The sequence below is a fragment of the Thalassobaculum fulvum genome (assembly GCF_014652915.1).
Lineage (GTDB): Bacteria > Pseudomonadota > Alphaproteobacteria > Thalassobaculales > Thalassobaculaceae > Thalassobaculum_A > Thalassobaculum_A fulvum.
Genome location: NZ_BMZS01000004.1, coordinates 146,977 through 165,453 on the forward strand (window position 1 = coordinate 146,977; position 18,477 = coordinate 165,453).

The window sequence follows — 18,477 nt, forward strand, 5'->3', positions numbered from 1 at the left end:
CAGCGGTTGTTGCAGAGTGGCGCGGCAGGGAGGGTCCGATGGCCGAATATTCCGTTCTCAGCCTGGTGCGCAACGCACTCGGCGGTCACCGGCGCTGGATCCGCGCCTGGCGCGATCCCGAGCCGAAGAAGCGCTACGACGTGCTCATCGTCGGCGGCGGCGGCCACGGCCTCGCCACCGCCTACTACCTGGCGCGCAACCACGGCATCACCGACGTCGCGGTGCTGGAGAAGGGCTGGATCGGCGGCGGCAACGTCGGCCGCAACACCACCATCGTCCGCTCCAACTACCTGCTCGACGGCAACAACCATTTCTACGAGCACTCCCTCAAGCTGTGGGAGGGGCTGAGCCGCGAGCTGAACTACAACGTGATGTTCAGCCAGCGCGGCGTGCTCAACCTCGCGCACTCCGACGGACAGATGGACGCCTATGCCCGGCGCGGCAACGCCATGCGCCTGAACGGCGTCGATTCCGAACTGCTGGACCGCAACGGCGTGCGCCGGCTCTACCCCTACCTCGACTACTCGGCGAACGCCCGGTTCCCGATCTACGGCGGCCTGCTGCAGCCGCGCGGCGGTACCGCTCGACACGACGCCGTCGCCTGGGGCTTCGCGCGCGGTGCCGACCGGCTGGGCGTCGACATCATCCAGAACTGCGAGGTCACCGGGTTCGAGCGTTCGGGCGATCGCATCACCGGCGTACAGACGACCCGCGGCACCATCGGCTGCGGCCGGGTCGGCATGGCGGTCGCCGGCAACACCAGCCGGGTCGCGCAGATGGCCGGGCTGGAACTGCCGATCGAGAGCCACGTGCTGCAGGCCTTCGTGACCGAGCCGCTGAAGCCGCTGATCGACGGCGTGATCACCTTCGGGGCCGGGCACTTCTACATCAGCCAGTCCGACAAGGGCGGGCTGGTGCTGGGCGGCGACATCGACTTCTACAACTCCTACGCCCAGCGCGGGAACCTGCCGACCGTCGAGCACGTGATGGCGAACGGCTGCGCAATGATGCCGAACCTGCGGCGGCTGCGGATCCTGCGCAGCTGGGGCGGCATCATGGACATGTCGATGGACGGCAGCCCGATCATCTCGAAGACCCCGATCGACAACCTCTACCTCAACGCCGGCTGGTGCTATGGCGGCTTCAAGGCGACGCCGGGCTCCGGCTGGGTGTTCGCCCACACCATCGCCGAGGACCGGCCGCACCGGTTCAACGAGCCGCTGTCGCTGGGGCGGTTCACCACCGGCCACCTGCTGGACGAGGGCGGCAAGGGGCCGACCCCGAAGCTGCACTGACCGCCGGAGCAAGCCGATGATCCGCATCCCCTGCCCGTACTGCGGCCCGCGCGACCACGACGAGTTCAGCTATGCCGGCGACGCCACCAAGGTGCGGCCCGCCGACCCCGCGGCGGCCACCCCCGAGGACTGGCACCGCTACGTCTACCTGCGCGACAATCCGCGCGGCGCGCATCTCGAGTACTGGCACCACGTCCAGGGCTGCCGGGCCTATGTGAAGGTACTGCGCGACACCGCCACCCACGAGGTGCTGGCCGCCGGCCTGCCGTCGGACGACCTGCCATTTGAAGATCTGGAGGCCGGACGATGACCGGTTCCGACCAGAGCCACCGGCTGCCGACCGGCGGGGCGATCGACCGCCGGCGCCCGCTCGCCTTCCGGTTCGACGGCCGCGAGTACCGCGGGTATGCCGGCGATACCCTGGCCTCGGCGCTGCTGGCCAACGGGGTGCGCGTGGTCGGGCGCAGCTTCAAGTACCACCGGCCGCGCGGCGTGCTGACCGCCGGCCCGGAAGAGCCGAACGCCCTGGTCGAGCTGCGCGGCGGCGCCCGCATCGAGCCGAACACCCGCGCCACCATGGTCGAGCTGTTCCACGGGCTCGAGGCGACCAGCCAGAACCGCTGGCCGTCGCTGCGGTTCGACGCCCTGGAGGTGAACGACCTGCTGTCGCGCTTCCTGGTCGCCGGCTTCTACTACAAGACCTTCATGGGGTTCCCGGGCTGGCATTTCTGGGAGCAGCGGATCCGCGCCGCCGCCGGCATGGGCCGCGGCACCACCGAGCCGGACCCGGATGGCTACGAGACCATGAACGCGCATTGCGACGTGCTGGTGGTCGGCGGTGGGCCGGCCGGGCTCGCTGCGGCACTGGCGGCCGGCCGCACCGGCGCCCGGGTGATGCTGCTGGAGGAGACCGACGGCCTCGGCGGCCGGCTGCGCAGCGACCGCGAGACCCTGAATGGCACCCCGGCGATGCGCTGGGCCGAGGCAGCCGCCTTCGAACTGGTCGATCTGCCCGAGGTCACGGTCCTGACCCGCACCACCGGCTTCGGCATCTACGACGGCAACGTGGTCGGCGCGGTCGAGCGGGTGGCCGACCACCTGCCGGTGCCGCCGGCGCATATGGTCCGCCAGCGGCTCTGGCACATCCGCCCGCGCCGGGTGATCGTCGCCGCCGGCGCGATCGAGCGACCGCTGGTGTTCGGCGGCAACGACCGCCCGGGCGTGATGCAGGCCGGTGCCGTGCGGACCTACCTGAACCGCTACGCCGTGGCGCCCGGCCGCCAGGCGGTGGTGGTCGCCAACAACGACGACGGCTATCGCACCGCCCTCGACCTCGCCGCCGCCGGCATCCACGTCGCCCAGGTGGTCGACACCCGCAGCGCCGGCCGCGGCGAATGGTGGCGCCGGGCGGTCGACGCCGGGCTCGACGTGGTCGACCGCGCCGCGGTGACCAACGCCTACGGCCGCATGGGGCTGGTCGGCTGCGACGTCACCCGCCTCGACGGCAACGGCGGCACGGCCGGCAACGGCCGGTTCGTGCCCTGCGACCTGATCGCCAGCTCCGGCGGCTGGACCCCGTCGATCCACCTGCACAGCCATGCCGGCGGCAAGGCCGAGTGGGACGACGCGATCGCCGCCTTCGTGCCGGGCCCCGGGCGGGCCGGCGTGACCACGATCGGCGCCGCCGCCGGCCGGTTCGCGCTGTCCGACTGCCTGGCCGACGGCTTCCGGGTCGGCGCCGAGGCCGCCCGGGACTGCGGTTTCGGCAGTGGCACGGCGCCGGACGCGCCGGTCGCCGACGAGGCTTCGGTCGCACCGCTGCAGGCGATCTGGTCGGTCCCCGGCACGCCGGGCCGGAAGGTGAAGCGGTTCGTCGACCACCAGGACGACGTCACGGTCGAGGACATCGAACTCGCCCACCGCGAGGGCTTCGTCTCGGTCGAGCACCTCAAGCGCTACACCACGCTGGGCATGGGCACCGACCAGGGCAAGACCTCGAACACCGCCGGCCACGCCCTGATGGCCGGGTTGCGCGGCCGACCGATCCCGGCGGTCGGCACCACCACCTTCCGGCCGCCCTATACCCCGGTCGCCATGGGCGCGTTCGCCGGCCGGGCCGCCGGCCGCCACCTCGCCCCGATCCGCCGCACCGCCCTGCACGACTGGCACGCCGCCAACGGCGTGGTGTTCGTCGAGGCCGGGCCGTGGTTGCGCCCGCAGTACTACCTGCGGCCCGGCGAGACGAACTCCAGGGAGGCCATGGACCGGGCGATCACCGAGGAGGTGGTCGCCACCCGCACCAGGGTCGGGATCTCCGACGTCTCCAGCCTCGGCAAGATCGACGTGCAGGGACCGGACGCCGCCGAGTTCCTGAACCGGGTGTACTGCAACGGCTTCGCCAGGCTGCCGGTCGGCAAGGCGCGCTACGGGCTGATGCTGCGCGAGGACGGGCTGGTCGACGACGACGGCACCACCTCGCGGCTGGCCGACACGCATTTCCTGATGACGACCACCACGGTTCACGCCGCCGAGGTGCTGGCCGACCTGGAGTGGTACCTGCAGGTGGTGTGGCCGGAGCTCGACGTGCGGGTGTCGTCGGTCACCGAGCAGTGGGCCGGCATGGCGCTGGCCGGCCCGCGGGCGCGCGACGTGCTGGCGGCCGCGCTCGACCCGGGCACCGCCGACGTCTCCAACGAGGCCCTGCCTTTCCTCGGCGTGACCACCACCGCGACCGTCCGCGGCGTGCCGGTGCGGATCTTCCGCATCAGCTTCTCCGGCGAGCTCGGCTACGAGGTCAATGCGCCGGCCGACTGGGGCATCGATGTCTGGGAGGCCCTGATGCACGCCGGCGAACCGCACGGCATCCGGCCCTACGGGCTCGAGGCCATGGGCATCATGCGGATCGAGAAGGGCCACGTCGCCGGGGCGGAGCTGGACGGCCGGACCACGCCGGACGACCTCGGCCTCGGCCGAATGGCCAGCACCGCCAAGTGGTATGTCGGCCGCGGCATGCTGGGCAAGCCGGCCTACACCGATCCGGATCGGCCGAAGCTGGTCGGGCTGGTGCCGGTCGACGGCAGGACCCGGATCCGCGCCGGCGCGATCCTGGTCGCGGACCCGGACGCGCCGACCCCGATCCCGAAGCTCGGCCACGTCACCTCCAGCGCCTACCTGTCGCCGACGGTCGGCCACCCGATCAGCCTGGCCCTGCTGGCGCGCGGGCGGGAGCGCATCGGCGAGGAGGTCTGGGCGGTGTTCCCGACCCGCAGCCAGCGGATCCGGGCACGGGTGACCGAGCCCTGCTTCGTCGACCCGGAGGGGGAGAAGCTGCATGGCTGACGCGACCTCCCTGCCCCAAGCCCCCCTGCCCCCGCGCCGGTCGCCGCTGGATGCGGTGTGGGTTGCCGGCGACTACGGCGCCGCCGCCGTCGGCGGGCCGGGCGTGACGATGCTCCGGCGAAGCGGCCTGTCGTCGGTCCAGCTCGACGCCCGCCGCGGCACCGCCGCCAGCCTGCGCGCGGCGGTCGCCGGGGCGCTGGGCCTCGCCCTGCCCGGCCCGGGTCGGGCAGCCTCGGGCGGCGAGGTCCGGGCCCTGTGGCTCGGCCCCGATCGCTGGATGCTGCTGGCGGAGGACACCTTCGCCCTGGAGGCGAAGCTGCGGGCCGCCGCCGAGCCGGCCGGTGGCGTGGTCGTCGACCAGAGCCACGGCCGCACGATCCTGCGGCTTTCGGGCCCGGCGGTGCGCGAGGTGCTGGCCAAGGGCACCGGCGTCGACCTGCATCCCCGCGCCTTCGCCGAGGACGCGGTCGCCCAGACCGGGCTGTTCCACCTGGCGGTCACCCTCGACAGGCGGCGCGGCACCGGGACCTTCGACGTGCACGGGATGCGCGGCTTCGCCCAGAGCCTGTTCGAGAGCCTGTGCGAGGCGGCGGCAGAGTTCGGTTACCGGCTTTCGGAATAGCGGGGTCAGTCTCCCGCCGGCCCCAGGACGGGAACCGGTGAGACCAGCAGCCGCGACTTCGGCACCAGTTCCTCGACCCGGGCCGCCATGCTGCGGATCACGTCCTCCAGCTCGGCCACCGGCATCGCCGGGTCGAAGCCCATGTCGATCTCCACATGGACCCGGTCGCCGACCGCGCGGGTCCGGATGTCGTGCACGGTATCGAACCGCTCGAAGTGCTCGGCCAGCATGCGCATGATCAGCAGCTGGACCTCCTCGTCGACCGCCCGGTCGATCAGGCAGGTCACCGACCGGGTCGCCAGGCCGTAGATCATCGCCCAGCTGAACGCGACCAGCACGAACGCGCCGACCGGGTCGGCATACAACGCCAAGGACTGCAACCCGCTGAAGGTGCCGAGCAGGATCGGCGTCAGCACCACCAGGTTGTTCAGGATGTAGATCGGGATCAGCGCCTTGAAGCTGCGGACGATCGGCGAATCGCTGGTCCGGAACTGCTCGCGGAAGGCGATGTAGACTGTTGCGTGCACAAGGGTCGCCGCGATCAGGACCGCCATCCCGACCCCGGCCCCGCGCAACGGCTCCGGGTTGCGCAGGGCCTCGATCGCCACCGACAGCACCAGCAGGGTTATGGCAGTCTCGAACACGCAGACCACCAGGACCGAGAGGTTCTCCAGCTTGCCGAAGCCGAACTGGAAGCGCGCGCGCCGGTTCCCGTCGGCCCCGGCCCCGTAGCGGTGGACGATCCACACCAGCCCCATCTGCAGGACGTTGATGTAGACGCCGAGAGCATCGGCCAGGATCACGATGGAGTTCGACAGGTAGACCGCGTAGCTGACCAGCGGCACCTGGACGAGCGGCAGGACGAAGTTGATCTGCAGCAGCCGGTGCGCCGCCTGTCGTGCCGAGCCCGAGGCCGAGATCATCCTGCCGCTTCGTCCCTCCCGTGCCGCCCGCCGACGCGGCCGAAGCGCCGACCTTCGCATGCCCGGCCGGATCGGCCAACACGTGAGGGCCCGGACGCTGCGCCCCTTCCCTACCCGTCGTCATTCCGGACCGGTCCGCCAGCGGCGGAGTGGAGCCGGAACCCACCGGCCGCGGCTGTCGCCCGTCGCTGCGTGGGTTCCGGCTCGGCCGCGCCGGGGCGGCGCGTCCGTCCGGAATGACGACAGAGTGAGGGTGCTCGGCCTCGCTACGCCGCCAGCGCCACCCCGCGCCGCGCCATCTCGGCGTCGAGCCGGGCCGCCAGCGCGTCGCTGACCCCGGTCATCGGCAGCCGGACCTCCGGGCTGGCGATCAGGCCGGCGCGCCAGAGCCAGTGCTTGATGGCGGCCGGGCTCGGCTCGCTGAACAGCAGACGGGCCAGCCGCTCGAGCGCCGGCCAGCGCCGCAGGGCCTCGCCCCGGTCGTCGGCCAGCAGCGCCGCGCGCACCGCCGCCCACTCCGCGGTCTCGATGTGCGCCGAGGCCAGGATGCCGCCGTCGGCGCCCTGCGCGACCGCCCCGTACAGCAGCGCGTCCTCGCCGGTCAGCACCGCGAACCCGTCGGGCCGCCGGCACAGCAGGTCGAAGGACTGGGCGGCGTCGGCGCAGCAGTCCTTCAGCCCGACGACGTTGGAGCAGTCCCCGGCCAGCCGCAGCAGCGTGTCGTTGGTCATGTTCACGCCGGTCCGGTACGGGATGTTGTAGACCGCGACCGGCCGCTCGGTTCGCCCGGCGAGCGCCGCGAAATGACGGTACAGCCCCTCCTGCGACGGCCGCGAATAGTACGGGCAGGCGATCAGGTAGCCCTCGACCGGAAACCCGGCGGTCCACTCCACGGTCGCCGACATCTTGCGGGTGTCGCTGCCCGACAGGCCGAGCCACAGCGGCAGCCGGCCGTCGGCGGCGTCGGCCGCGACCTCCACCAGCCGCAGGGTCTCGGCGGCGTCCAGGGTCATGCCCTCGCCGGTGGTGGCGGCCAGGATCAGGCCGTCGACCGGCTGGGCGGCATAGTGCGCGACCAGCCGGCGGACCGAGGCCTCGTCCAGCTCGCCGTCGCGGAACGGGGTGACCAGCGGCAGCCAGATGCCGGAGATCGCGGGGGTTCGTTGCCCTTGCATGGTGTGCTCCTTCCGATGGAGGCCGGGCGGAGCGGGAGTGCGCGCATGCGAAAATCCCCGTCCGAGCCGGCCGGGGATGATGGTTGGTCGTCGTAGCGATGCTGCGCGGTGCGCTTACGGCATGCGAACGGAACCGGTCCCCGGGTCGAGGAGCGGTTTGACTTTCCGGACGCTGTGGGTGCTCGGGCGCATGGCCGGCACTGTCGGTGCGAAATCGGCCGAAGTCAACCGGGCGGACACGGGTCCGCCCGGCGACCTTCGGTCAGGCCTGAGCCGAGAAGCCGTTGTGGATCACCTCCAGCTTGTTGCCGAACGGATCGCGGACATAGCCGGTGTAGACGTCCGGGATCGGATAGGCGGCGCGCGGCCCCGGCGCGCCTTCGTCGGACCCGCCGTTGTCGAGGGCGGCACGGTAGGCCGCATCGACCGCCGCCCTCGACGCCGCAGTCAGCGCGATGTGGGTGCCGTTGCCGCCGGTCGGGTCCCGGCCGTCGAACGGCAGGATGACGATGAACTCGACCCGGCCGGAGCCGTAGGCGGCGATGCCGTCGGCGGCGACCAGGCACTTCGCCCCGACCGCCGCCATGACCGGGTCGTAGAACTTGCGGGCTTCGGCGATGTCGGGAACGCCGACGCTCAGGTGATCGACGATGGACATGGGAGTCTCTCCGGTTGGCGCAGCCGTCCGGCCGCGCGGGTCTCACTCCGGGACGACGCGGATGCGCGCCCGCATGCTGGGATGGAAGATGCAGACGTAGGGGAAGGTCCCCGCCGCCTCGAAGGTGACGCGGGCCGCGGCACCGAGACTGAGGGTGCCGGTGTCCCAGCGTCCCTCCCCATCGGTCGCGGTGTGCGGGACCAGGTCGCGGTTCACGAACCTCACGGTGTCGCCCGGCCGGATCGACAGCTCGGCCGGCACGAACGCGAACCGCTCGATGACCACGCGATGGGTCTCCGCCGCCGGGTCGGCCGGGGCGAGCGCCAGGGCGGCCCCCACCAGGAGGCCGCCCAGACGCGTCACCCGACGGGTCAGGCGCCGCACTTCAGGCCCTTCACCATGGCCCCGGCATGTTTCTCGTGCGCCTGGAAGGTCGCCAGGGCGCCCTCGAGAAGCTGCTTCAGCTCGGGGACCGTGGTCTGCGGGATGAAGGTGCCGGCGACCGTCTGGTTGACCACCTGGTGATAGCCTAGCTCGTTGGTCGCGTAGGCACAGTCGAACGCCTTGCCCGACAGCCTGCCGAACTCGGCGCGTTTCTCGGCCGCCCCCTTGACCAGCGCCCGGCTCAGCGGGTTGTCCTGCGGCGTCACCTTGAGCTTGCCGATCAGCGCCACCGCCTGGTCGTTCACCGCGCTGTGGTCGCGGATCATGGTCCGGGCGAAGTCCAGCACCGCCGGGTTCTCGCTGACCGCCAGCGCCATATGGGCGTAGCGGATGTCCAGGTTGCCGGCGGTGTAGGCGGTATGGGCGATCTCCAGGTCGTTCATCTTCGGCTGCTCGGCGGCGGCGCAGCCGGCGGCCGACACCACGAGCGCGGCGGCGGCGGCGGTCAGTCTCAGGGCCTTCAGCATGGCGGGTCTCCTCCTGGTGTGTCGGGCCCATGGCGCGGTCGCGGGTACGGCGTTCCCCGTGGCGGGACGTCGCCGATCCCGCGCCGGTCATGGCGTTGATGCAGGGCTGGAAGACGGTCAGGATACCGGCGTCGCTCCAACGTCCGGCCCGCCGTCTCCGGTCTGCGTGACCCGGTTGAATTGCGCCGCGCAGGACGATTGGTCAATCGACCCGGAACGCTTGCGGATAGACTGCAAATCGTTTGGGACGACAGGCAAAGAAGATGGCCAGACAGCCACATCCCGGGAGGAACCGACCGTGCCGCTGACCGATCTCCAGCACTTCCTGCTCCAGGTCGACGACCTCGACGCGACGCGCGACTGGTACGTCGACGTGCTCGGGCTGGAGGAAGGCCCGCACCCCGACTTCGGCTTCCCGGTGCGCTGGCTGTACCTCGGCGGCAAGGACGTGCTGCACCTGACCGCGGGCGGCGCCGGCGTGTCGGAGCAGCGCCGCCGCTATGTCGGACAGCAGACCGAGGCGACCGAGGGCACCGGCGCCATCGACCACGTGGCGTTCGGCGCCACCGGGCTGGATGCCGTGATCGCCCGGCTCAAGGACCGGGGCGTCGCCTTCACCGAGCGCCGCGCCGACCTGGTCTCGGCCTACCAGCTGTTCCTGTTCGACCCGAACGGCGTGAAGGTCGAGCTGAACTTCCCGGCCAGCGAGGCCGAGGGGCGGACCACCGAGGTGATGGGCGGGAGCGGGCGTTAGCCGGCGTCCCGGCGCCCGTCGCTGCATGGGTCCCGGCTCGGGGGCCGGGATGAGGGGATAGTGGCGGCTCCCCTTCGCTCCTCATCCCGGACGGCGCGCGTCGGCGCGACGATCCGGGACCCGCCTATCACGCCGCCGCGTGGGTTGCGCGCGCGAAGCTGGCGGCCTGGGCCTCGGCCCAGGGCACCGCGAAGGGTGCTGCGCAGTCCGGCCGCAGGAGTTCGCCCGGCGCCAGCCGGAGGTGCAGCAGGCTGCCCGGGTCGGCAGTTCGGATGTGCAGAACGTCGAAGGTGATCTGGCCCGGCCGCTCCAGCCCCATCGCCCCCAGCATCTCGCCGAAGCCGACCAGGGTGTTGCGGTGGAAGTTGGCGACCCGCACGCACTTGTCCTCGACCACCAGGGCCTTCTGGCGCACCGGGTCCTGGGTCGCCACCCCGGTCGGGCAACGGTTGGTGTGGCACGACCGCGCCTGGATGCACCCCAGCGCGAACATGAAGCCGCGCGCCGAATTGCACCAGTCGGCGCCGAGCGCCAGCGCCATTGCGATGTCGGCGCCGGAGATGATCTTGCCGCTGGCGCCGATCCGGATGCGGTCGCGGATGCCGGCCCCGACCAGGGTCATGTTCACGAAGTGCAGCCCCTCGCGCAGCGGCATGCCGAGGCTGTTGGTGAACTCCACCGGCGCCGCCCCAGTGCCGCCCTCGCTGCCGTCGACCACGATGAAGTCGGGATAGATGTCTTCCTGCTTCATGGCCTTCACGATCGCCATGAACTCGTGGGCGTGGCCGACGCACAGCTTGAAGCCGACCGGCTTGCCGCCGGACAGCTCGCGCAGGCGCTGCAGGAAGTGTACGAACTCGACCGGGGTCGAGAACGCCGGGTGGGCGGCCGGCGACACGCAGTCGATCCCCATCGGCACGCCGCGCGCCTCGACGATCTCGGGCGTGATCTTGGAAGCCGGCAGCACGCCGCCGTGGCCGGGCTTGGCGCCCTGCGACAGCTTGACCTCGACCATCCTGATCTGCGGGTCGGCGGCCTGCTTCTCGAACTTGGCCGCATCGAAGCTACCGTCCTCGGCGCGGCAGCCGAAATAGCCGGAGCCGAGCTCCCAGATGATGTCGCCGCCGTGCATGCGGTGGTAGCGCGAGATCCCGCCCTCGCCGGTGTCGTGGGCGAAGCCGCCGAGCTTCGCCCCCTTGTTCAGGGCCTGGATGGCGTTGCCGCTGAGCGAGCCGAAGCTCATGGCCGAGACGTTGAACAGCGAGATGTCGTAGGGCTGCCGGCAGGCCGCCCCGCCGACCCGCACCCGGAAGTCGAAGCCGGCCGGGTGGCGGGGGGCGAGCGAATGGGTGAAGTAGACGTATTCCGGGCGATAGACGTCCTGCTGGGTGCCGAACGGGACGGTCTGCACCTCCTGCTTGGCGCGCTGGTAGACCAGCGAGCGCTGCTCGCGATTGAACGGGAAGGCGTCGGCGTCGCTCTCGATCAGGTACTGGCGGATCTCCGGCCGGATGCCCTCGAACAGCCAGCGCATGTGGGCGATGACCGGGTAGTTGCGCAGCAGGCTGTGGTGGGTCTGGCGCAGGTCCCATAGGCCGATCAGCACAAACGGCGCGGCCAGCGCGGCGGCCAGCCAGCCGTACCAGATCCCGGCGGCGCCGAGCGCCGCGCCCGCGACGAGAGCGGCGATCAGCAGTACGAAGACGGCGTAGCGCATGGTTCCTCCCCCAAGGCGCGCGGGTTCGGCCCGCGGCGGCCGCTGTCCTGGCCGGAGGGTAATGCCGAGAAATTGAAGGAGATACTAACGAAAGCGGGATGGATGGGCGGTGCGATGCGCTACGGCGCGTTCGGATAGTGAGCGGTCATTGGTACCTTCTCTCTTCCGTCATCCCGGTGCGACCGCGTAGCGGGCGACTCCGGGATCCCTCGGGCAACATGGGTGTCCGCGGCTCGGTTTGACGGATGGATCCCGGAGTCCGCTCCGCGGCCCCGGAATGACGAGAGCGGGCCGAGACCCGCCCTTCCCTCAAGTCGCCCCCTCGCCGCGCGTCGCCTTGGCGATCTCCTCGTCCGGGATGTCGTCGAAGCTGGCGTAGTTCATACGGTACAGCCTTGCGTACAGCCCCCCGGCGGCCACCAGGGCGTCGTGGCGGCCCTCCTCGATCTTGCGGCCGTCCTGCAGAACGATGATGCGGTCGGCGCCGCGGATGGTCGCCAGGCGGTGGGCGATCACCAGCGCCGTGCGGCCCTGCAGCAGGCGGGCGAGTGCGCGCTGGATCTCCAGCTCGGTGTAGCTGTCGACGTTCGCCGTCGCCTCGTCGAGCACCAGGATGCGGGCGTCGGCCACCAGGGCGCGGGCGAAGCTGATGAGCTGGCGCTGGCCGAGCGACAGGTTGGCGCCGCGCTGCTCCAGCATCGTGTCGTAGCCCTGCGGCAGCTTCAGGATGAAATCGTGGGCGCCGACCGCCTTCGCCGCCGCCTCGACGTCGGCCCGGGTCGCCGCCACATGGGCGTAGCGGATGTTGGCCTCGACCGTGTCGGAGAACAGGAACGGCTCCTGCAGCACCATGGCGATGTGGCGGCCGAGCGAGGCCTGGGTGACCGCCCGCACGTCGCGGCCGCCGACCAGCACCTGGCCGTCCCACACGTCGTAGAACCGGTGCACCAGCGCCGTCGTGCTGGTCTTGCCGGAGCCGGTCGGCCCGACCAGCGCCACGGTCTCGCCCGGCGCCACCTTGAAGCTGACGTCGTGCAGCACCGGGTGGCCGGGCACGTAGCCGAAGGTGACGTTCCGGAACTCGACGGCGCCGTCGATCCCGGCCGGGTCCTCGGCGTCCGGCGCGTCCTTCACCTCGATCTCGACGTCGGTCACCTCGAAGATCCGCTGCCCGGCCGCCATGGCGCGCTGCATGATCGAGTACTGCAGGGTCAGCGAGCGGATCGGGTCGAAGAACCGCTGCACGTAGAACAGGAACGCCACCATCACGCCGATGTCGAGGCGGTCCGACAGCACCATCGAGCCGCCGGCCACCACCACGATCGCCATCGCCGAGCCGGTCAGGGTGTCGACGATCGGGATCATCACGTTGGTGAACTTCGAGGCCAGCAAGTGGGCGTTCAGGTTGGTCCGCGCCTTGGCGTCGAACAACCGGAAGTTCACCTCCTCGCGGCCCAGTTCCTGGATCGCGCGGATGCCGTGGACGTTCTCGGCGAGCGCGCCGTTGACCGCGCTGGAGGCCTCGCGCGCCGCCATGAACGCCTTGCGGGCCAGCGGCAGCCAGACGATCCGCACCAGCAGCAGCAGCGGCACCACCGACAGGGTCAGGCCGCCGAGCACCGTGTCGAGGCTGAGCACCACCGCCACGATCCCGAACAGCAGCACCAGGTCGCCGATCGCGAAGATCGAGGACTCCAGGAACTCCTGCAGGGCGTAGACGTCGCCCTGAAGGCGCGACATCAGCCGGCCGACCTCGGTCTTGTCCATGAACGACAGCGAGACGACCTGCAGGTGCGCGTACATCGCCCGGCGCAGGTCGAACAGCAGGTTCTGCGCCGTGCGGCTGACCGTCGCCTCCATCAGGTGGTTGGCGGCGTAGTTCAGCGCCACGACGCCGACGAACACGCCGACGAACAGCTGCAGCAGGTCGAGGTCGCCCGCTCCTTCGGCGAGTGCGTGGTCGATGGCGGCGCGCACGATCAGCGGGATCGACAGCTGGGTGGCGGTGAAGGTGAGCACCGCGGCGACGCCGAGCGCGATGCGCCGGCGGTAGGGCCTGAGGTACTCCAGGAAGCGCTTGACCACCCACGGGTCGAAGGCGCGGCCGAACAGCTCCTCCTCCTGGTCGACCTGCGAGCCGACCACGGCGAGCGGCGCCGGACGCTCCCCCATGGCATGACCCGGTCCCTGCTCGGGATGCGGTGCGGTCGGGGTCTTCTCTGGCGCGCTCATCGGCTGCCCTCCCCGGCGCCCTCTCCGGCCACGCTGCGGGCCTGCAGCTCGTAGAGCTGGGCGTAGCGGCCGCCCTGCTGCATCAGCGCGTCGTGGCTGCCGCGCTCGACGATCCGCCCGCCCTCCAGGAACAGGATCTCGTCGGCGTGCATCAGCGAGCTGAGCCGGTGGGCAATCACGATCACCGCGCGGTCCCTGGTGAACTCGCGCAGCGCCTCGCGGATCCGGCGCTCGGTGGCGGCGTCGACGGCGGCGGTCGAGTCGTCGAACACCAGCACCTTGGCGTCCGGCAGCACCGCACGGGCGATCGACAGCCGCTGGCGCTGGCCGCCGGACAGCGAGACCCCGCGCTCGCCGACCAGGGTCTGGTAGGCCTGCGGCAGGCCCTTGATGTAGCTGTGCAGCTGCGCCATCTGCGCCGACTTCTCGATGTCGGTGCGCCCGGCCCACGGGTCGCCGTAGGCCACGTTGTGGCCGATGCTCGCGGTGAACAGGAACGGCTCCTGCGGGACGATGCTTACGGCGGCGCGCAGCGACTTCAGCGTCACCCCGCGGATGTCCTGGCCGTCCAGGGTGATCCGACCCTCGGCCACGTCGTAGAACCGGCCGACCAGCTGGGCGATGGTGGTCTTGCCGGAGCCGGGCGGACCGACGATGCCGATCATCTTGCCCGGCCGGGCCTCGAAGCTGACGTCCTCCAGGATGCGGTCGTCGCGCGCCGCCGCCGGGTAGCGGAAGCCCACGTTCTCGAACCGCAGCACGCCGTCGGTCACCTGGAGCGGCCTGGCGTCGGGCGCGTCGGAAATCGACGGCTCCAGGTCGAGCACGTTGAACAGCCGGCCGCCGCAGGTCGAGGCACGGGCGATCGAGTTGATCATCCAGCCGATCTGCCGCACCGGCATCTGCAGGATCAGCATGAACGCCAGCGCCTCGGCGAGCTGGCCGAGCGTCACCTCGCCGGCCACCACCTTGGTGCCGCCGACCCAGAGCGTCAGCGCCATCGCCAGGAAGTAGACGAAGGTCATCTGCGTGGTCGACAGCACGAACAGCCGCACGCGCCTGCTGGCGATCGCCAGCGCGGTGTCGGAGATCGCGTCGTAGCGCGCCAGCTCGTGGGCCTGGGCCGCGAAGGCGCGCACCACCCGGATGCCGCCGAGGTTCTCCTCCATCACCTTGGTCAGCAGCGACATCTGGTCCTGCAGGGCGATCCAGGTGTCGCGCAGCTTGAGCCGGGCGATCGAGGCGCGGATGCCGACGATCGGCACGAAGCTCAGCGCCGCCAGCGCCAGGACCGGGTCGTTGCGCAGGAGCACGACGGCGCCGCCGCCGATCAGCACGGTCAGCAGGATCGAGCGCAGCACGCCGGTGTCGACCCACAGCCGGACCCCCTCGATGTCGAGGATGCCCCGGGTCATCAGATCGCCGGTGTGCACCCGGTCGTGCCAGGACAGACTCAGCGACTGGAGCTTGCGGTAGTAGTCGAGCCGGAGCCGGTAGCCGATCAGCTGGCCGACCGCCTCGCCCTGGTAGTTCTGCAGCATGGTGAAGCTGCCGCGCGCGATCGCGGCGCCGAGCAGCAGCAGTGCGGTGGTCAGCAGCGCGTCCTCGGCGGCCGAGCGCGCCACCTCGCCGGCGGCGGCCCCGGCCAGCAGCCCGCGCGCCTGGTCGACGGCGCGGCCGAGATACTGCGGCACCAGCAACTGGAAGCCGCCGGCGCACAGCGTCGCGACCACCGCCACCGCCATCCGCAGCCGGTGGCGGAACGCCATCGCGGTGATGCGCCACAGCACCGCCGCGTCGAGACGCGAGACGTCGATGCCGTACTGCGCGTCGACCTGGGTGTCGACGCGTCTGGAATGCTGCTGCGAGCCGGACATGGGAACGGGGCGGGTTCCGGGATTGGGCTCGGATTATGGCACGGCTACGGCGGTGCGAACACCCGGCCGATGGGGCTCGGCGCGGCCGGGATGAGGACGGTAGTGGGTCCCCCGTAACCCCCTCATCCCGGACCGGTCACACAGCGAATGCATCCGGACCCCACGCCCATTGCTCCTGTCACCCCGCCGTGCGTTCATGCAGGGGTACTTGCCAGAGGATTCCCCATGAAAGCCACCGCCGGACGCATCCTATACGAGACCCTGAAGGCCCACGGCGTCGCCTGCCTGTTCGGCATGGAGGACCCGATCCAGGTGTTCCACGCGGTCGACCGGGCGGTGACCAGGGTGGTCACGGTGCGCGACGAGAAGCACGGCGCGATCATGGCGCACGGCTATGCCCAGGCGACCGGACGGCCGGGGGTTTGCGCGTCGACCTCCGGCCCCGGCGCCACCAACCTGATCACCGGGCTGCTGGAGGCCCTGCAGTCCTCGGTTCCGGTCGTGGCACTGGTCCAGGACCATCCGCTGCGGCTGAAGGGCCGGCACGCCGGCAGTGCCCTCGACCACACCGCCGCCCTGGCGCCGTTCGTCAAGGCGGTGCTGCGCATCGACCTGCCGGAACGCACCGCCGAGCTGACCCGCTCCGCGCTCAGGATCGCCACCTCCGGCCGGCCCGGCCCGGTCGCGCTGCTGTGCCCGACCGACGTGATGGCGGCCGAGACCGAAGGCGAGCCGTTCGCCGACGAGCCGTACGCGCACTGCCCGTCGGTCCGCAGCCGCGCCGACGCCGGCGCCCTGGCGCGCGCCGCCGGCCTGCTGGCCAAGGCCGAGCGGCCGCTGATCGTCGCCGGCGGCGGCAGCGTCGCCTCCGGTGCCTTCGCCGAGATCGTCGAGCTGGCCGAACGGTTCGCCGCCCCGGTCGCCACCACCATGACCGGCAAGGGAGCGATCGCCGACGGCCATCCGCTGTCGGCCGGCGTGCTCGGCACCTCGACCGGCGGGCTGTACGGCCGCGGCAAGGTGCCGAACGCGCTTCTGGAGGAAGCCGACGTGGTGTTCGTGCTCGGTTCGCGCACCGGGCAGATCTGCTACTCGAACTGGACCCTGCCGAAGCCCGGCACCGCGCTGATCCACCTGGACGTCGATCCCGGCGAGATCGGCCGCAACTTCCCGACCGACGTGCCGATGGTCGGCGACGTGCGCGACAGCCTGCGCGACCTGTTGGCGCACTGCCGGACCGCCTCGATCGCGCGGGCCGACCGCGGCAACGGCGGCCGCATGGCCGAGTTGAAGGAGCAGGTCGCCCGCGAGCTGGCGACCGTCGCGGAATCCGACCGCCGGCCGATGCGGCCCGAGCGCGTGATGGCCGAGATCGGCCGGGTCGTCGATCCGTCCACCCTGATCGTCACCGACGCCAGCTACGTCACCGGCTGGGCGATGAGCCAGCTCGACGTGCCGGTCGCCGGGCGCTTCATGCTGTCGCCGCGCGGCACCGCCGGCATCGGCTGGAGTCTGCCGGCGGCGATCGGCGCCCGCCTCGGCGACCCGTCGCGCACGGTGATCTGCGTCGCCGGCGACGGCGGCTTCGGCTACGTGATGAACGAGCTCGAGACCGCCGCGCGCTACGGCGTGAAGGTGCTGACCGTGGTGTTCAACAACTCCACCCTGGCGTTCCAGCGCCACTGGGAGGAGCTGTCGATGGGCAGCTACCTCGACTGCGATTTCCTGGAGGTCGACTACTCCGAGGTGGCGCGCGCCCTGAAATGCCGGGGCGAGAGCGTGACCGACCCGGCCGAGCTGCCGGCGGCGCTGGCCCGCGGCCTAGCCTGCGACGGCCCGTATCTGATCAACGCGGTCATCGACCCCGAGGCGGCCGCCCCGATCATGGGCTTCGACAAGCCGATCCCGCCCGACGCGGCGCACTGACGAGCGCCGTGCGGACAGGTGGCCTACACATTACACCTGCAGCAGGATCTTCCCGATGTGCTGGCTCGACTCCATCAGCGCGTGGGCGCCGGCGGCGTCGGCCAGCGGGAAGGTCGAGTGGATCAGCGGCTTCACCGTGCCGGCCTCCAGCAGCGGCCAGACCTTGTCCTCGAGCTGCCGGGCGATGGCGGCCTTCTGGGCCACCGTTCGCGGCCTGAGCGTCGAGCCGGTGATGGTCAGGCGCTGGGTCATGACCTTCAGGAAGTTGAACTTGTCGACCACCGGCGGCTGCAGGAAGGCGATCTGCACCAGCCGGCCCTCCAGCTTCAGGCAGTCCAGGTTGCGCTGGATGTACGGGCCGCCGACCATGTCCAGGATGACGTCGGCGCCGCCGGCCTCCTTCATCACCTCGACGAAGTCCTCATCGCGGTAGTTGATGCCGCGCACCGCCCCCAGCTCCTCGCAGACCTTGACCTTGTCGGCCGAGCCGGCGGTGGCGAACACCCTGGCGCCGAACGCGTGGGCGAGCTGGATCGCGGTGGTGCCGATGCCGGACGAGCCGCCGTGGATCAGGATGGTCTCGCCCTTCTGCAGGCGGCCGCGCTCGAACACGTTGGTCCAGACCGTATAGTAGTTCTCCGGCAGCGCCGCCGCCTCGGCCAGGCCGTAACCCCTGGGCGGCGGCGAGCAGGTGTCGGCTGGTGCGGTGCAGTACTCGGCGTAGCCGCCGCCGGCGACCAGCGCGCAGACCGGATCGCCGACCTTCCAGCGGGTCACGCCCGGGCCGACCGCGACCACCTCGCCGGCGATCTCCAGCCCGGGGATGTCGGACGCGCCCGGCGGCGGCGGATAGCCGCCGGCCCGCTGCAGGCAGTCCGGCCGATTGACCCCGGCGAACGACACCTTGACCAGCACCTCGCCGTCGCCGGCCGCCGGCACCGGCCGGGTCGTCGGCTTCAGGACCTCGGGGCCGCCGGGCTCTGTAATCTCGATCGCGGTCATGGTTGCGGGTAGGTCGGACATGGTTCGCTCCCTCGCTGGGTCTTCC

The 18,477-nt window shown here is 71.4% G+C and carries 15 protein-coding genes; 6 read left to right on the forward strand and 9 right to left on the reverse strand.

All coding sequences use genetic code 11. From position 1 onward, the window contains the following. Positions 1–38: 38 nt before the first annotated feature. Genes IE246_RS10045 through IE246_RS10060 form a run of 4 tightly spaced genes read left to right on the forward strand, consistent with a single transcriptional unit; the run spans position 39 to position 5,256 of the window. Complete coding sequence (locus tag IE246_RS10045; RefSeq protein ID WP_189988964.1) at positions 39–1,295, forward strand: sarcosine oxidase subunit beta family protein; 1,257 nt, start codon at positions 39–41, stop codon at positions 1,293–1,295. Between the two features lie 16 nt (positions 1,296–1,311). Further along, positions 1,312–1,605, forward strand: a complete 294-nt coding sequence (locus IE246_RS10050; protein WP_189988966.1) for a sarcosine oxidase subunit delta — start codon at positions 1,312–1,314, stop codon at positions 1,603–1,605. Then, positions 1,602–4,634: a sarcosine oxidase subunit alpha family protein gene (locus tag IE246_RS10055; RefSeq protein WP_189988968.1), complete on the forward strand. Its 3,033-nt coding sequence runs from the start codon at positions 1,602–1,604 to the stop codon at positions 4,632–4,634. The genes IE246_RS10050 and IE246_RS10055 overlap by 4 nt, the downstream gene beginning before the upstream one ends. After that, entirely contained in the window at positions 4,627–5,256 is a 630-nt protein-coding gene (locus tag IE246_RS10060; protein WP_189988969.1) for a sarcosine oxidase subunit gamma, read from the forward strand. The genes IE246_RS10055 and IE246_RS10060 overlap by 8 nt, the downstream gene beginning before the upstream one ends. Before the next feature lie 5 nt (positions 5,257–5,261). On the opposite strand, the gene IE246_RS10065 is transcribed toward IE246_RS10060, so the two are convergent. From IE246_RS10065 to IE246_RS10085, 5 genes are all read right to left on the reverse strand, one after another. Continuing rightward, entirely contained in the window at positions 5,262–6,179 is a 918-nt protein-coding gene (locus IE246_RS10065; RefSeq protein ID WP_189988972.1) for a cation diffusion facilitator family transporter, read from the reverse strand. A 266-nt stretch (positions 6,180–6,445) separates the two neighbouring features. Beyond that, on the reverse strand, positions 6,446–7,354 hold the full coding sequence (locus IE246_RS10070; protein WP_189988974.1) for a 4-hydroxy-tetrahydrodipicolinate synthase family protein: 909 nt from the start codon (positions 7,352–7,354) through the stop codon (positions 6,446–6,448). 262 nt (positions 7,355–7,616) lie between these two features. Further along, positions 7,617–8,012 carry a VOC family protein gene (locus IE246_RS10075; protein ID WP_189988976.1) on the reverse strand — a complete coding sequence of 132 codons (396 nt, stop codon included), beginning with the start codon at positions 8,010–8,012 and terminating at the stop codon, positions 7,617–7,619. A 42-nt stretch (positions 8,013–8,054) separates the two neighbouring features. Next, a complete protein-coding gene (locus IE246_RS10080; protein WP_189988979.1) occupies positions 8,055–8,396 on the reverse strand; it encodes a cupredoxin domain-containing protein in 342 nt (113 codons plus the stop codon). Continuing rightward, positions 8,384–8,923, reverse strand: coding sequence for a DUF4142 domain-containing protein (locus IE246_RS10085; protein ID WP_189988981.1), 540 nt, complete (start codon positions 8,921–8,923; stop codon positions 8,384–8,386). The genes IE246_RS10080 and IE246_RS10085 overlap by 13 nt, the downstream gene beginning before the upstream one ends. A 298-nt stretch (positions 8,924–9,221) precedes the next feature. On the opposite strand from IE246_RS10085, the gene IE246_RS10090 reads away from it, so the two are divergent. Next, positions 9,222–9,677: a VOC family protein gene (locus tag IE246_RS10090; RefSeq protein WP_189988983.1), complete on the forward strand. Its 456-nt coding sequence runs from the start codon at positions 9,222–9,224 to the stop codon at positions 9,675–9,677. Positions 9,678–9,804: 127 nt separating this feature from the next. Here IE246_RS10090 and IE246_RS10095 read toward each other — a convergent pair whose 3' ends face one another. From IE246_RS10095 to IE246_RS10105, 3 genes are all read right to left on the reverse strand, one after another. Then, on the reverse strand, positions 9,805–11,394 hold the full coding sequence (locus IE246_RS10095) for an FMN-binding glutamate synthase family protein (protein WP_189988985.1): 1,590 nt from the start codon (positions 11,392–11,394) through the stop codon (positions 9,805–9,807). Positions 11,395–11,703: 309 nt separating this feature from the next. After that, positions 11,704–13,626 (reverse strand): ABC transporter ATP-binding protein, encoded by a 1,923-nt coding sequence (locus IE246_RS10100; protein ID WP_229836872.1) that lies wholly within the window; start codon positions 13,624–13,626, stop codon positions 11,704–11,706. Next, positions 13,623–15,503 carry an ABC transporter ATP-binding protein gene (locus IE246_RS10105; protein ID WP_189988987.1) on the reverse strand — a complete coding sequence of 627 codons (1,881 nt, stop codon included), beginning with the start codon at positions 15,501–15,503 and terminating at the stop codon, positions 13,623–13,625. Before IE246_RS10105 ends, IE246_RS10100 begins: the two co-directional genes overlap by 4 nt. A 225-nt stretch (positions 15,504–15,728) precedes the next feature. On the opposite strand from IE246_RS10105, the gene IE246_RS10110 reads away from it, so the two are divergent. Continuing rightward, positions 15,729–17,429 (forward strand): thiamine pyrophosphate-binding protein, encoded by a 1,701-nt coding sequence (locus IE246_RS10110; RefSeq protein WP_189988989.1) that lies wholly within the window; start codon positions 15,729–15,731, stop codon positions 17,427–17,429. Positions 17,430–17,459: 30 nt separating this feature from the next. Here the strand turns inward: IE246_RS10110 and IE246_RS10115 are convergent, their stop codons facing one another. Then, on the reverse strand, positions 17,460–18,452 hold the full coding sequence (locus tag IE246_RS10115) for an NAD(P)H-quinone oxidoreductase (RefSeq protein WP_189988990.1): 993 nt from the start codon (positions 18,450–18,452) through the stop codon (positions 17,460–17,462). Positions 18,453–18,477: the final 25 nt, after the last annotated feature.